This window comes from Ancrocorticia populi, from assembly GCF_003123745.1.
GTDB classification, from domain to species: Bacteria; Actinomycetota; Actinomycetes; order Actinomycetales; family Actinomycetaceae; genus Ancrocorticia; species Ancrocorticia populi.
In genome coordinates this window covers 879,103-893,013 of record NZ_QETB01000001.1, presented here as the reverse complement: position 1 = coordinate 893,013, position 13,911 = coordinate 879,103, and the positions used below count along the sequence as shown (strand labels likewise).

The 13,911-nt window shown below is 59.7% G+C and carries 10 protein-coding genes; 1 reads left to right on the top strand and 9 read right to left on the bottom strand.

The annotated features are described in order from the left end of the window. Positions 1-6 precede the first annotated feature (6 nt). From DD236_RS04165 to pgi, 5 genes are all read right to left on the bottom strand, one after another. A complete protein-coding gene (locus DD236_RS04165; protein ID WP_109093076.1) occupies positions 7-1,611 on the bottom strand; it encodes an acyl-CoA carboxylase subunit beta in 1,605 nt (534 codons plus the stop codon). Next, positions 1,611-3,383, bottom strand: coding sequence for an acetyl/propionyl/methylcrotonyl-CoA carboxylase subunit alpha (locus DD236_RS04160; protein ID WP_109093075.1), 1,773 nt, complete (start codon positions 3,381-3,383; stop codon positions 1,611-1,613). The genes DD236_RS04165 and DD236_RS04160 overlap by 1 nt, the downstream gene beginning before the upstream one ends. A gap of 11 nt (positions 3,384-3,394) precedes the next feature. Further along, a complete protein-coding gene (locus DD236_RS04155; RefSeq protein WP_109093074.1) occupies positions 3,395-4,147 on the bottom strand; it encodes a biotin--[acetyl-CoA-carboxylase] ligase in 753 nt (250 codons plus the stop codon). Positions 4,148-4,445: 298 nt separating this feature from the next. Then, on the bottom strand, positions 4,446-5,438 hold the full coding sequence (locus DD236_RS04150) for a malate dehydrogenase (protein ID WP_109093073.1): 993 nt from the start codon (positions 5,436-5,438) through the stop codon (positions 4,446-4,448). A gap of 99 nt (positions 5,439-5,537) precedes the next feature. Further along, positions 5,538-7,181 (bottom strand): glucose-6-phosphate isomerase, encoded by a 1,644-nt coding sequence (pgi, locus tag DD236_RS04145; protein WP_109093072.1) that lies wholly within the window; start codon positions 7,179-7,181, stop codon positions 5,538-5,540. Positions 7,182-7,265: 84 nt separating this feature from the next. Here pgi and DD236_RS04140 point away from each other — a divergent pair, with 84 nt between their 5' ends. Next, a complete protein-coding gene (locus DD236_RS04140; RefSeq protein ID WP_109093071.1) occupies positions 7,266-9,548 on the top strand; it encodes a 6-phosphofructokinase in 2,283 nt (760 codons plus the stop codon). A 37-nt stretch (positions 9,549-9,585) separates the two neighbouring features. On the opposite strand, the gene DD236_RS04135 is transcribed toward DD236_RS04140, so the two are convergent. The 4 genes from DD236_RS04135 to DD236_RS04120 form a co-directional block, all read right to left on the bottom strand. Then, on the bottom strand, positions 9,586-10,872 hold the full coding sequence (locus DD236_RS04135; RefSeq protein ID WP_109093070.1) for a dicarboxylate/amino acid:cation symporter: 1,287 nt from the start codon (positions 10,870-10,872) through the stop codon (positions 9,586-9,588). 98 nt (positions 10,873-10,970) lie between these two features. Next, positions 10,971-12,188, bottom strand: a complete 1,218-nt coding sequence (locus DD236_RS04130; protein ID WP_109093069.1) for an NADP-dependent isocitrate dehydrogenase — start codon at positions 12,186-12,188, stop codon at positions 10,971-10,973. A 90-nt stretch (positions 12,189-12,278) separates the two neighbouring features. Further along, a complete protein-coding gene (locus DD236_RS04125; protein WP_109093068.1) occupies positions 12,279-13,589 on the bottom strand; it encodes a hemolysin family protein in 1,311 nt (436 codons plus the stop codon). 44 nt (positions 13,590-13,633) lie between these two features. Continuing rightward, on the bottom strand, positions 13,634-13,900 hold the full coding sequence (locus DD236_RS04120) for a DUF3017 domain-containing protein (protein WP_109093067.1): 267 nt from the start codon (positions 13,898-13,900) through the stop codon (positions 13,634-13,636). Between the last annotated feature and the right edge of the window lie 11 nt (positions 13,901-13,911).

Here is a 13,911-nt window from a genome sequence, read left to right as displayed (position 1 = left end):
TTCTCCCTACATCGGCATGTTGCCGTGCCGGCGCGTGCCGGTATGGGACCTATCTTTCGTGCGCAGAATGCGCAGTGCAGAAACAATGTGTGTTCGGGTTGATTCGGGGGTGATGATGGCGTCCAGTTCACCGGAAGCCACCGCGAGGTAGGGATTCACGTTCTCTCGCGTGTAATCCTCAATAAGTTCTTGTTTGATCGCGGCAACGTCGCGGCCTTCAGCTTCTGCCGCCTTCAGCTCGCGGCGCCCGGTGATCGCCACCGCTCCATCGGCTCCCAGCACGGCGATCTCGGCACCTGGCCAAGCAAAGTTCATATCGCCACCGAGCGCCTTGGAGCCCATCACGATGTACGCACCGCCATAAGCTTTGCGCAGCACCACCGTCACGAGCGGAACCGTAGCGTTGGCGTAGGACCAAATGAGTTTAGCGCCACGGCGAATGATGCCGGCCTGCTCCTGCTCAGTGCCGGGCCGATAACCGGGCACGTCCACGAGCGTGATGACTGGGAGATTGAAGGCATCGCAGAACTGGACGAATCGCCCGGATTTCTCCGAGGCGTCTACATCCAGTGTGCCGGCCTCGTTCAGTGGCTGGTTCGCCACAATCCCCACGGATTCCCCGTTCAGGCAGGCGAACCCCACCACGATCGAGGGAGCAAAAAGCTCCTGGACCTGAACGAACTCCCCGTAATCAACAAGGTGGCGAATAACCTCCACCATGTCGTATGGCTGCTTGGATGATTCCGGGATCAACGAAGCGATAGCGGCCGCGCTGGCCGCGTCTTCCGGGCCTTCCTCGTAGTCCCAGCGCCGGGTGGGCCCATCACAGTTCGAAGGCAGATAGGTTAGGAGCGCCCGGGTATAGTCCAGCGCGTCATCTTCGTCCTCTGCCTGATAGTGAGCAACGCCGGATTGGAAGTTATGGATCGCGGCGCCGCCAAGGTCCTCAAAGGATACTTCCTCGCCCGTTGTAGCCTTCACAACGTCCGGCCCCGTCACGAACATATGCGCGTGATCTTTCGTCATGACGATGAAGTCCGTGAGCGCCGGGCAATAGACCGCCCCACCCGCACACGGCCCAAGGATCACAGAAATCTGCGGGATCACTCCGGAGGCCTCAACGGTCTTGCGGAAGATGCGCCCGTACTGGGAAAGCGCTAGCACACCTTCTTGGATGCGTGCGCCGCCCGAATCGAGCATTGCCACTATCGGGATGCGCAACTCCAGCGCCTTATCCATGAGAGCGATGATCTTATCGCCCTCGGTGCGGCCAAGAGTTCCACCGGAGATGGAGAAGTCCTGAGCGTACACGGCAACCGGACGCCCATCCACTTCACCAATACCCGTGACAACGGCGGCACCTAGGAAACCCTGTGCCATGTTTCCGCCCACGAACTGGCCGATCTCCGTGAAGTTATCCACGAACATATCGATGCGTTCGCGCGCCGTCTGCTTGGACTTCGGGTGCTGGCGGGAGCGGGCCTTGGATTCGGCCGTCTCTGAGAGCTCCTCCTGATAGGCCGCAAAATCCGCGCGATTGACTACCCGCGACGTCCTATCAATAGTCTGGGATTCATCCGGTAGTCCCCGGATGCCACGCTTGCTCACCATCAGTCTTCCTTCCGATCTACTCGGACGAGCGGCTGGAAGGCAGCAACGTTTTCGCCACCCTCAACCGCGATTTCCGTGACAGTTCCGTCATACGGGGCGTACACGTAGCTCTCCATCTTCATTGATTCGAGAACCACAAGAAGATCGCCCTGCTGAACCTCGGTGCCCTTTTCCACGCACACACGGACCACAATGGCCTGAATCTGCGAGTTCACCATGCCCTTCGAATCCACTTGCTCGCCACCAGCCGCAGTGGCCGCCCGGCGGACTCCCCCACGCAAGGGCTGGTGTCCGCGGCTATTTGTTCGTGGCCCGTTTGGCACCAGAACATCCCGTGGAATCGTCACGTTCATCCGTTGGCCGTTGAGTTCGGCCACGAAGGAGATCCGCTCTTCCGGCGTTGCTGGCATCGCGGCGTGAGATCCATTGGCCGTGCCTCCAGCGCCCGCAGCACCTTCCTCGGACACTTTCTCCGGCAACACCGAATCTTCGAACCAACGCGTAGAAATCGGAGCCCCGGCGAAATCATCCATGGAGATCACGTCTGAGTACAGGGCTGCCGGGGTGGCCAAGCCTTCCACCAACATCTCTTCGAGGGCCCGCCGCGAGCGCGCAATCGCCTGCTCGCGATCTGGGGCCGTCACAATCAGCTTGGCCAGCATTGGATCGAATCCGTTGGTCACCACATCGCCCTGGACAATGCCGGACTCGATGCGAACGCCATGGCCCAGTGGCCAGCGCAGCCGCGAAATCGTCCCGGTTGAAGGAATCATGCCGTTGGCGGGATCCTCGCAGGTGATGCGAAACTCGAAGGAGTGGGCCCGCGCGGCTGGCACCGGCGAAAGCACACCGCCCCCGGCAATCGTGATCTGCTCCCGAACTAGGTCCAGCCCCGTCACCTCTTCGGAGACAGTGTGCTCCACCTGGAGACGTGGGTTCACCTCGAGGAAGTTGACACGCCCATCGGGCTCCACGAGGAACTCACACGTGCCAAGGCCAACGTAGCCTACGGCGTCAAACAGCCGCTTGGACCAATCGCGAATCGTGGCATCCGAATCACCCGGAAGCTGAGGCGCCGGCGCCTCTTCGATCAGCTTCTGGTTCCTGCGCTGGACGGAGCAATCGCGCGTGGACACAACGGCGAAGTTCCCGGCAGAATCCCTCTCACACTGCGTCTCAACGTGGCGCGCGGTCCGAATAAACCGCTCCACGAAGAACTTGTCAGCCTCACCGCCATGCGCGGCGAAGAAATGGGCGATATCTGCATCCGAATCGATGACGGTGATGCCGCGTCCGCCTCCGCCGTCGGCCTTCTTCGTCACGATCGGGAAGCCGTGGCTAGCCACGAAGTCCTCAACAACCTCACGGCCAGAAACCGGATCAGAAATGCCTGGAACCGGCGATACCCCAACGGATTCAGCCAAACGCCGCGCCTGGATCTTGTCTCCCAGCCGTGCAAGCACGGTCGGATCCGGGCCAATCCACGCGATCCCCGCATCGATGATTGCCGCCGCGAACTCTTCGATCTCCGAGAGGAAGCCGTATCCGGGATGAACCGCGTCCACGCCCGCTTCTTTCGCGATGGTAACAATCCGATCGATATCCATGTAGTCACTGCCGAGTGCGTAAGCTTCATCCGCCTGCGCCACGAACTGTGCGTTGATATCGGAATCCGTGTAGATAGCCACGGATTCAATGCCCATATCGCGAGCCGTGCGGATCACGCGGAGCGCAATCTCGGAGCGGTTCGCCACGAGGATTCGTGAGATCATAGGTGCCTTCCTTAGTTGAAGAGTGAGACTTCGCCGGCGGTCACCGTGACGAGGCCGCTATCCGTGGCCACCTCCAGAGATCCGTCCGCAAGAACTGCGCGCCCGGTCCCGTACACGGGAGAATTGTCGGGACGTCCCACCATGATTCCGGGGCGCAGCGTGTCACAATGTCTGTTGATTTCGGCCAGTACGCCTGATGCTTCCGGATCGCCGTTTGCCGCTTCGAATGCGGCGATTCGCTCCCGTAGGCCCGCGATCCACGCGGCGGCAAGTTCGTCCCGGCTTGGGACGGGCAGCCCGGCCGAGGCAAGGGACGCCGCGGTCGGAGTTGGAAAATCCGTGATTGAAAGGTTGAGTCCCAGCCCGAGTACTGCGGTGAGAAGTGCGTCCGCTTCGCCGCAGTATTCGCCGATAACTCCACCGAGTTTTTTATTATCGACGACGACGTCATTTGGCCACTTCAAACCCACCCGCTCGCTGCCGATGGCGGCACGGGCGGCGGCCCCACCGATCAGCGTGAGCCAATGCAGGTGATCGCGCAGAGCTGCCGGAAGCGACACCAGCACGGAGACGAGGAGCGAGTTGTCAGGCTCCGAGTGCCAGAGGCGGCCAACGCGGCCCCGGCCCGCCGTTTGATCATCTGCAACGAGTACGGTGAAGGTTGGCGTCTGCTGCCACAGTGCAGCCAGATCGTCCTGTGTGGAGCCGGTGGACTCCGTGTGGAGGAACACCGCCGCCTGCGCGCTGGTGAGAGACCAGTCCATAACCACCTCTAAGTTACTCTCGCGTACCTTACTGCTCAGTAGGTTACCCTACCGTAAAGTAACTTGCAGGAGGTGTGTTGCTCCCCTCAGCGACGAACGTCCCTTCTCTCCCTCGACCGCTCCCCTCTCACCCCGGGTGTGCTTTGCATCAGCTGTTCAACATTCACCTTGTAGCTCAGCATGTTGGTTATATCCCTCGAGCGGAACGACAAGGTGAATGTTGAACGTCGTCGTCGGCAAAAATAGAAGAACCGGGCGCACCACCCAAGTGGCACACCCGGTTCTCTCAACTACAGAACTACTTAATCAGGCCGAGGGCGCGAACCGCATCCAGCTCTTCCTGGGCAGCCTTGATGTTGTGATCAATACCCGCCTGCGTTGCCGCGGAGATCTCGAGGCCGTCCACAACGTCCCATGAACCACCCTTGGAGGTGACGGGAAGGCCGAAGATGAGGCCCTCGGGAACACCGTAGTGGGAGCCATCGGAGTAGACGCCACCGGTGACCCAGTCGCCTTCGGTCGTTCCGTTGACCCAGTTGTATACGTGATCGATAGCGGACGAGGCGGCCGAGGCAGCCGAGGAGGCGCCACGAGCTTCGATGATGGCAGCACCGCGCTTGGCAACGGTGGGCACGAAGTAGGAATCGAGCCACTCGCTGTCCACAAGCTCGGGGGCAGGCTTGCCCGCAACCGTCGCGTAGGAGACGTCCGGGTACTGATCGGCGGAGTGGTTGCCCCACACGAGCATCTTCTTGATGTCCGCGACAGCAGAGCCAGTCTTTGCAGCGAGCTGGGCGATGGCGCGGTTGTGATCAAGACGCATCATGGCGTTGAAGCGATCGTTCGGTACATCGGGTGCGGACTGCATGGCGATCACGGCGTTGGTGTTGGCAGGGTTGCCTACAACCAGAACCTTGACGTCATCAGCAGCGTTATCGTTGATTGCCTTGCCCTGAGGTCCGAAGATCCCACCGTTTGCTTCGAGCAGATCGGCGCGCTCCATGCCCTTGGTGCGGGGACGGGCTCCGACGAGCAGGCCAACCGAGGTTCCGGCAAACGCCTTGTTCGCATCGTCGTACACGTTCACGGATTCGAGCAATGGGAATGCGGAATCGTTGAGTTCCATTGCGGTGCCCTCAGCGGCCTTAACTGCCTGAGGGATCTCCAGAAGGTTGAGGCGAACAGGAACGTCCTGTCCGAGCAGGCCACCAGAGGCGATGCGGAACAGAAGAGCGTAGCCGATGTTGCCGGCGGCTCCAGTGACAGTAACGGTTACAGGCGTCTTAGCCATGCGTTAGCTCCTTCGAGTCGAGGTTGAGCAACGTTGTGCCCACGGGTTACAGCTTAGTGGTGCAGAGCGCACCTGAGCAGGCCCATAGGGCCTAATTGTCTAGCGCCTATTAGCCCTGTAGTAGGCAATAAGGCCCTTTGTGGAGGGGTCCTGAGCCGCCAACGCGGCGGGATCGCCCGCGATCGCCGGCCCGAGATCATTAGCCATCTGCTTGCCGAGTTCCACGCCCCACTGATCGAACGAATCGATACCCCACACAATGCCCTGAACGAAAGTAATGTGTTCATAGAGGGCGATGAGCTGACCCAGCACCGATGGAGTCAGATCGGGTGCCATGATCGATGTGGTGGGCTTGTTACCTGCGAATACGCGCGCGGATACGATGGCCTCAGGCGTACCTTCGGCCCGAACCTCTTCCGCGGTCTTGCCCAGTGCTAGCGCCTTGGTCTGCGCGAAAAAGTTACCGAGGAAGAGCTCGTGCTGGTCCGTATCGCCATCAGTCAGAGGAAACTCCGGGTTAGCGAATGCTACGAAATCCGCGGGGATCAGCTGAGTGCCCTGATGAATGAGCTGATAGAAGGCGTGCTGGCCGTTGGTGCCTGGTTCGCCCCAGAATACTTCGCCCGTCTTCGTAGTGACGGGGCTACCGTCCCAGCGCACAGACTTGCCGTTGGATTCCATGGTGAGCTGCTGAAGGTAGGCGGGGAACCGGTGGAGGTACTGAGAGTACGGCAGCACTGCGTGCGAGCCAGCCCCGAAGAAGTTCACGTATAGAACGTTGAGCAGCCCCATGAGGAGCGGCACGTTCTCGCGCGCTGGAGCATCAAGGAAGTGCTGATCCATCGCGTGGAATCCTTCGAGGAACTCCGTGAAACGTTCCGGCCCGATTGCCAAGACGAGGGCCGTCCCTACGGCGGAATCCACCGAGTAACGTCCACCAACCCAATTCCAGAAACCGAAGGCGTTGTCCGGATCGATACCGAATTCGGCCACTTTCTCTAGGTTTGTGGAGACGGCGATGAAGTGCTTGGACACCGCGCCGTCGGCAGAAATGCCGCGATCCTCGAGGCCGTTCAGGAGCCAACTGCGGCATGCTTTCGCATTCGTCAGGGTTTCCAGCGTGGTGAAAGTCTTGGACGCCACGATAAACAGGACGGTTTCGGGATCCACTCCCTTGAGGGTTTCCCCCACATCCGTGGGATCGATGTTCGAGATGAATCGGGCCTCAAGATCCACGTAAGGCTTCAGCGCCTCATATGCCATGACGGGCCCTAGGTCCGAACCGCCAATGCCAATGTTCACAACAGTTTCGATCTTCTTGCCAGTGACACCGGTCCACTCACCCGAGCGGACCTTGTTCGCAAAAGCGTAGATGCGATCTAAAACCTCGTGGACGTCTTTGATGACATCTTGGCCGTCCACAACCAGCGTGTCAGTGGCTGGACGCCGCAGGGCCGTGTGCAGGACCGCCCGATCCTCGGTCACGTTGATGTGCTCGCCCGCGAACATCGCTGCGCGGCGCTCTGCCAGCCCCACTTCTTCGGAAAGCTGGACGAGCCAGTCCAAGATGTCCTCATCCACGAAGTTCTTCGAGAGGTCCACGTACAGATCCCCCGCGGATAGCGTATAGCGATCGGCCCGCTGCGGATCCTCCGCAAAACGCTTCCGAAAATCCGGCTCGAAATTCTCTGTAAGACCCTGCAGCTTGCTCCAAGCGGAGGTGCTTGTGGGATCAGTTGTCATGATTCCTCCATGTCAGCGAACAATCTGTGCACCATCTTACACTCTCCCACCTATCGTGACCGCCGCGCCCGCTAAGATGAACCCATGGACAACTCCGGCCTCACCAATGGCTCCAAGCACCCCAAGATTGCAGTACTAACGTCCGGCGGTGACGCTCAGGGAATGAACGCCGTGGTGCGCGCTGTTGTTCGCACTGCGATCCACGAAGGGGCCGTTCCCTACGGAGTTCACGAGGGATGGCGAGGCGCCGTTGAGGGCGGCGATCTCATCCGCGAGATGCACTGGTCCGACGTATCGGGAATCCTCAATCTGGGTGGAACTACGATTGGCACGGCCAGATGCGCGGAGTTCCGCGAGCGCTCGGGGCGCCGTCAGGCAGTCAAGAATCTTGTCCAGCTTGGGATCGATCGGATCATCGCCATCGGCGGGGACGGCACTCTCACGGGGGCAGACGCCCTTCGCGCCGAGTGGCCCACGCTGGTAGATGAGCTGCTAGAAGCCGGGGAGATCGATTCCGAAACGGCTGCCACCCACCACACTGCTCACCTAGCTGGCGTTGTGGGATCGATCGATAACGATCTGGTGGGATCCGATATGACGGTGGGCGCCGACAGCGCGCTCCACCGGATCCTCGAAGCCATCGATGCCATCTCCTCCACGGCCGCATCTCATCAACGCACGTTCGTCATGGAAGTGATGGGGCGGAACTGCGGCTACCTCGCGTTAATGAGCGCCATGGCCGGTGGCTGCGATGAGGTCTTTATCCCTGAGATGCCGCCTGACGATGGATGGCAGGATGCACTGTGCCAGAAGGTGCGTGCGGGCCGGGCGGCCGGGCGGCGTGACTCCATTATCGTGGTGGCCGAAGGCGCCAAGGATCGCCACGGCCAGGCGATCCACGCCACAGATATTCGCGATGTTCTAGCCGATACCCTGGGAGAAGACGTCCGGGTGACGGCCCTTGGGCACGTTCAACGAGGCGGCACACCATCGGCTTACGACAGGTGGATGTCTACACTCCTCGGCTATTCGGCCGCCCTAGACGTGCTGCGCGCCGATGAGACACACGAATCCCATATCCTCGCCACTAAGCACAACCGCGTCACGGCCATCCCCATGATGGAGGCTGTGGCAAACACGCGAGCCATCGCCTCCCATCTGGCGGACGGGAATTACGAACGGGCCGTGGCATCGCGCGGGGCCAGCTATAGCTCCATGATCAATTCCTTCGCAACGCTTTCCTCCCCTGTGCACCTACCGCAAACGCCAAGCCCCGCGCTCGGCCGTGCACCCCGCGTTGCCATACTCCACGCCGGCGGCCTCGCTCCGGGCATGAACACTGCAGCTCGCGCGGCGGTTCGCCTTGGGGAGGACCGGGGTTTCACAATGCTGGGCGTGGAAGGTGGCTTCCCCGGGTTGATCGAAGGAAACATCCGGACTCTCACATGGGCAGACGTTGACGATTGGGCAGGATCTGGCGGCGCCGAACTGGGCACCCGCCGCACTGCCCCTTCGATCGATCAGTACTACACCCTCAGCAAGGTGCTAGAAACCAATGAGATCGATGCCGTCCTAATCCTTGGCGGATTTGCAGGGTACGAAGCAGCGTGGAACATCGTCAAGGAACGCGGCCGCTACCCCGCGTTCAACATCCCGTTTATCTGCGTACCTGCGTCGATAGACAATAACCTGCCGGGCTCCGAGCTCTCGATAGGCGCGGACACGGCACTGAACAACATCACGGAAGTTCTGGATCGGATCAAGCAATCTGCATCGGCCTCACGCCGCTGTTTCGTGGCCGAGACGATGGGCAGGCGCTGCGGCTATCTCGCACTCATGGGCGGAATCTCCAGTGGCGCTGAGCAGGTGTACCTCAGCGAAACCGGTATCACGTTAGAGCAGCTCTCTGAGGAGGCCAAGCGTATGGTCTCCAGCTTCCAAGGGGGCCGCAACCTCTACCTTGTGGTGCGTAACGAAGAGGCCTCGCCGTATTACACCACTGACCTCATGACCAAAGTGTTCGCTGCCGAGGGGGACGGCATCTTTGACGTCCGCCCCGCGATCCTTGGCCACATGCAGCAGGGCGGGAATCCGTCACCATTCGATCGCACCCTCGCTCTCCAGCTCACAGCGGCGGCCATCGATGAGCTTGCCCGCCAATTCAGCACGGGCAAGGTGAAGAGTTCCTATGTGGGTATGGAAGAAGGCGAGACCCGTATCTATCCCATCACCCATATGGATGAGCAGATTGATATGGATACTCGCCTTCCCTACGATCCGTGGTGGGCCCAGCTCACCGAGGTCCTCTACACCGTGGCAGACCCCGGCTACGCCAAGCACCTCACGGACTTCACTCTCGAAAGCTAGCTAGCCACATTCGGCGCGACTGCCCGCACTGCCAGACCTAGCTTTGGCTCCCGGACTCGGCCTCAGCATTCCCAGCCTTAGCTGGCGAACCTCCAGCCCTGACCTCTTCGAGGTATGACTCCGGTTCAAACTCCTCGGCGTCTTGCCGGTGATTCTCCTCGAGTTCCTTCTTCGCAAAGCGATCAACGGCCAAAGCGATAGCGCCATCACCGGTCACATTGGTGGCGGTGCCGAAGGAATCCAGAGCAATATAAGTAGCAATCATCAGGGCCACATCCGCGTCCCCAAAGCCGAGCATGCTTTGGAGGAGGCCCACGGCCGCCATAATGGCACCGCCTGGAACACCCGGCGCCGCAATCATGATGATGCCCAGCATAAACATGAAGCCGATGAGCTGCGCGGTGCTCACGGGCAGGCTGTTCACCGTGATGATGGCCAAAGAGAACGCGGTGATCTTCGAGGCCGAACCCGAAAGGTGGATGGTGGCACACAGCGGCACAACAAAACTCGCAACGGGATGCGATACACCATTCTTCAGGGTTTGACGCAGCGTCACCGGAATTGTGGCCGCGGAGGATGAAGTTCCCAGTGCCGTCATGTAGGCGGGCAGCATTGTCCACAGTGCCTTGAAAGGATTGCGGCCAGCAACCGCTCCTGCAGCGCCGAACTGCAGAAGCAGAATGACAACTTCTAGGGCGATCACAAGGACAACAACCTTGAGCAGAACGGAGATGATCTCAACTACTTCGCCCGTCATCGTGAGATTCAGGAAGATTCCGAAGATGTGCAGCGGCAGCAGCGGGATGATGACCTTCTCGATCAAGCCGGTGATAATTTCCCGGAACTCGATGAAGCCCTTCCGCATGACACCCTTGGGAACCAAGGCGATCCCGATCCCCACAACAAAGGAAAGAATTAAGGCCGTCATCACATCGAAAACGGCCGGAATCTCTATGGTGAAGTACGGTTCCAACCCGTCCGATGCTTCTTCAACGTTGTCAAAAGCGCCAGCGTTGAGGATGTGAGGATAGAGGGCCTTGCACGTAAAGTACGTCAGGAACGCGCCGATAACCGTCGAGGTGTAAGCAATCCCAGCCGTGATGCCCAGCCACTTGCCCGCGCCGCGCCCTAGATCAGCGATCGCGGGAATAACCAGACCCACGATGATCAGTGGGATTGAGAAGTTGAGTAGCTGCGAGAAAACTGAATTAAAGGTGACGAAGATTTTCGCGATGGGATCGTTGAAGAACTGTCCGCACAGGATACCAAGAACAATCGCTAGGAGTACCCACGGTAGGATCCCAGCTCGTTTAAGCCACGACATTTGTGCCCTCTCAAAGGTGGTGAAAGACTCTGCACGGCAAGGCTACGGGACGAACTGGGATCCTCGTGGGCTTTTGGGACTATTTGAGACGAACGGACTTACTTGAGCCGAGCACTCAAGGATTCATCCAGCGTGTTCATGAACTCTTCGGTGGTCTGCCATCCCTGATCGGGACCAACCAGCAGTGCGAGATCCTTCGTCATCTTGCCGCCCTGAACGGTATCGATGATGGTTTCCTCAAGCGCATCTGCGAAGCCAACAACCTCCGGGGTGTTATCCAGAGTGCCGCGGTGGCGCAGGCCGCCAGTCCACGCAAAGATCGATGCGATCGGGTTCGTGGAGGTCGGGTTCCCAAGCTGGTGCTGGCGGTAGTGGCGTGTCACGGTCCCGTGCGCGGCCTCGGCCTCAACGGTCTTGCCGTCGGGTGACATAAGTACGGACTTCATGAGCCCGAGCGAACCGTATCCCTGAGCCACCGTATCGGACTGAACGTCACCGTCATAGTTCTTGCAGGCCCACACGTATCCGCCCTCCCACTTCAGGGAAGCCGCAACCATATCGTCAATGAGCCGGTGCTCGTAGGTAAGTCCGGCCTCCTCGAACCTCTCCTTGTACTCGTTATCAAATACCTCTTGGAACAGATCCTTGAACGCACCGTCGTATGCCTTAAGAATCGTGTTCTTAGTGGAAAGGTACACCGGGTAGTGGCGCATCAGCCCGTAGTTAAAGGAAGCCCGCGCGAAGTCACGAATGGACTCGTTGAAGTTGTACATACCCATAACAACGCCGCCGGCCTCGGGAATCTGACACACTTCCATTTCGATCGGCTCGGAGCCGTCCTCCGGCGTGTACGTGATGGTGACGGTACCCGCGCCGGGCGCCTTGAAGTCAGTGGCCTTGTACTGATCGCCGTGCGCGTGACGCCCGATGACGATCGGCTTGGTCCAGCCCGGCACCAAGCGCGGAATGTTGTTCATGATGATGGGCTCGCGGAACACCACACCACCCAGAATGTTGCGGATGGTCCCGTTCGGCGAACGCCACATCTTCTTCAGCCCGAACTCTTGCACCCGAGCCTCGTCCGGCGTAATCGTTGCACACTTCACACCCACGTTGTGTTCGTTGATCGCGTTCGCAGCGTCGATCGTTACCTGATCATCGGTCGCATCACGGTTCTGAATGGATAGATCGTAGTAGCGCAGGTCCACGTCCAGATAGGGAAGGATGAGCCTCTCCCGAATGTCCTGCCAGATGATACGGGTCATCTCATCGCCGTCGATCTCCACAACGGGGCCGTTCACCTTGATTTTCGCCATCGCGATCTCCTTGCTACTTACGTACGTTGACTCAAGCTACAGAGGAAAGATTACTCGACGTGAAGATATTTTGCGCGCACTTCCGCGAATTTAGTTCCCCGGATCAGTTTTTTCGACCGCGACGTCATCACCTTCCTCCGGGACATCCTCAACGCCAAGCCACTCGATCCGGCGCCCATTTAGGGACCGCACTGTGAACCGGAATCCGCCCCATTCCACGCTGTCGCCCAACTCGGGCATCCTCCCAAGAAGGTCAACAACGAACCCAGCCAGTGTGTCGAAGGGCCCGTCCGGCAGCTCCACCCCGAGGATCTTGACCACTTCGGCGCGCCCAGCTAGCCCGTCCACATCGCGGTGGTCCCCTCGCCTAATGAACTTGGGGGCTTCCTGATCGTATTCGTCACGGATTTCTCCAACGAATTCCTCCACGGCATCCTCGAGCGTGATAATGCCGTCGGTTCCGCCGTATTCGTCAACAATCACGGCCAGATGCTCGTGGGCACTCCGAAGCTCAGTGAGGGCTTCCAGCACCGGTTTACCGGTGGGAAAGAAGATGATGGGACGCACCAGATCGCCCACCCGCTTCACATCTGCGGCAGGCACCAGAAGGTCGCGGATGTGGATGAAGCCAATAACGTCGTCGTCCGAAATACCCTGCCGAACCGGATACCGGGAGTGTTCCAACTTCGCAATCTCGCGCTGGGCCTCCTCAATGGGAGTATCGGCGGAGAAGAATTCGACCTCCGTGCGCGGGGTCATGATCTCCTGAACGGACCGGTCTTGCGCGGAAAGAATATCCACCAGCATGGTCCGCTCTTGAGCCGCGATCGATTCTTGCCCGGCCACGAAGGCGCGCAATTCTGCCGCCCCCATTACCTCGTGCTTCTCCGCGGGGTCTCGCCCAAGAATCCGCAAAACTACATTCACGGACACACCGAGGAACCAAATAACAGGTCTCAACAGGAACGTGATGGCGGCAAGTGGATACACAACAAGGAGGGCAAGGCGTTCGGCGGACTGCATCGCGATGCGTTTGGGCACGAGCTCTCCGAAAACGATGGAGATGTAGGCGATCACAACGGTTACCAACACAAAGGCCGTGGTGGAGGCCGCCGATGCCGCCATCCCCAGCTCCTCAAACACCGGCGCCACGCCCGGCGCGATCTGGGCGGCTCCGAAGGACGCGGAGAAGAATCCAGCAACGGTCACGCCAATCTGCACCGCGGAAAGGAAGCGATTGGAATCCGCGGTGAGCCGCCCCACTGCCTCCCCTGCCCTGCTCTTCTTGGCCATCTCATCGATCTGGGATTCACGCAGGGAAACAAACGCCATTTCGGATGCGGCGAATATCCCGCCGATTAGCGTAAAGAGGAGGACAAAGAGGATGTTGATCGGGTCCACGCCGATATTGTACTAGAGCAGAACCTAGGGCGATTTAGCCCAGCTCACACCCGCAGCGCAACGTCCGCCCAATTGGAAAAGTAGGCCAACGCTAGTGCGAGAATCAGGTAGGTGGAAACATCGAACGCCTTCGAGCGAATCACTGGTACCTCACCCGAGGGCAGGAACGCCCGTAGCAAACCGAACACCACGAGGGAGCCGGCCAACACACGCATCGAAACCACCGCGGACATCGCGAACGTCAGGCCGGTGATGAAGAGGACCCAGACTGCTAGGCCAACATAGATTCCGTCGCGGGGTACTCGTTCCATAACCACCAAGC

Coding starts and splice junctions, on each gene's coding strand:
- DD236_RS04165 (WP_109093076.1), bottom strand. CDS start 1,611: ATGGTGAGCAAGCGTGGCATCCGGGGACTACCGGATGAATCCCAGACT.
- DD236_RS04160 (WP_109093075.1), bottom strand. CDS start 3,383: ATGATCTCACGAATCCTCGTGGCGAACCGCTCCGAGATTGCGCTCCGC.
- DD236_RS04155 (WP_109093074.1), bottom strand. CDS start 4,147: ATGGACTGGTCTCTCACCAGCGCGCAGGCGGCGGTGTTCCTCCACACG.
- DD236_RS04150 (WP_109093073.1), bottom strand. CDS start 5,438: ATGGCTAAGACGCCTGTAACCGTTACTGTCACTGGAGCCGCCGGCAAC.
- pgi (WP_109093072.1), bottom strand. CDS start 7,181: ATGACAACTGATCCCACAAGCACCTCCGCTTGGAGCAAGCTGCAGGGT.
- DD236_RS04140 (WP_109093071.1), top strand. CDS start 7,266: ATGGACAACTCCGGCCTCACCAATGGCTCCAAGCACCCCAAGATTGCA.
- DD236_RS04135 (WP_109093070.1), bottom strand. CDS start 10,872: ATGTCGTGGCTTAAACGAGCTGGGATCCTACCGTGGGTACTCCTAGCG.
- DD236_RS04130 (WP_109093069.1), bottom strand. CDS start 12,188: ATGGCGAAAATCAAGGTGAACGGCCCCGTTGTGGAGATCGACGGCGAT.
- DD236_RS04120 (WP_109093067.1), bottom strand. CDS start 13,900: ATGGAACGAGTACCCCGCGACGGAATCTATGTTGGCCTAGCAGTCTGG.